This window comes from Pseudomonas tremae, from assembly GCF_001401155.1.
Classification (GTDB): domain Bacteria; phylum Pseudomonadota; class Gammaproteobacteria; order Pseudomonadales; family Pseudomonadaceae; genus Aquipseudomonas; species Aquipseudomonas tremae.
On record NZ_LJRO01000459.1, the window covers coordinates 1 to 433 of the forward strand.

1 pseudogene is annotated in these 433 nt (G+C 61.7%); it reads right to left on the reverse strand.

From position 1 onward, the window contains the following. Nucleotides 1-36 precede the first annotated feature (36 nt). Nucleotides 37-433: pseudogene (locus ALO43_RS30830) on the reverse strand (lytic transglycosylase); the annotation flags it as partial.

A 433-nucleotide genomic window follows, 5' to 3' on the forward strand; every position in this document is an offset into this window, starting at 1 on the left:
ATTTTGCTATACATCTGGCTTTAAAACCGCAGGTTATTAGCGTGACCCGCTGGCATAGACCACGATACGCGGGCCGCTTGGCAGCTCGCGCGGGCCCGTACGATCCTCGATATCATCACGCCTGCGAGGCGACGAGCGGTCATCCACGTAGCGCCCGACTTGTACCACGCTAGGCACCGATAATGCCTCCCTTGCCGGTGTCCGCGGGGTAATCGGCGGCTCTTTATGCTCGACAGCCGGTACCAAGGGTGGTGTTTGCGGCGCAGAAGACTGCTCTGCTACCCGCATGGGTTCCACTGGGTTGGGCACAGGTGCCCGTTCAGCTACCTCAACCGGCTGCGCTGGCCTGGGCACCGGCGTTCGCTCGACCACCCTCACCGGCTGTGCCGTCTGGGGTAATGCCAAGTGTTCGACCACAGGCTTATCAATGCGC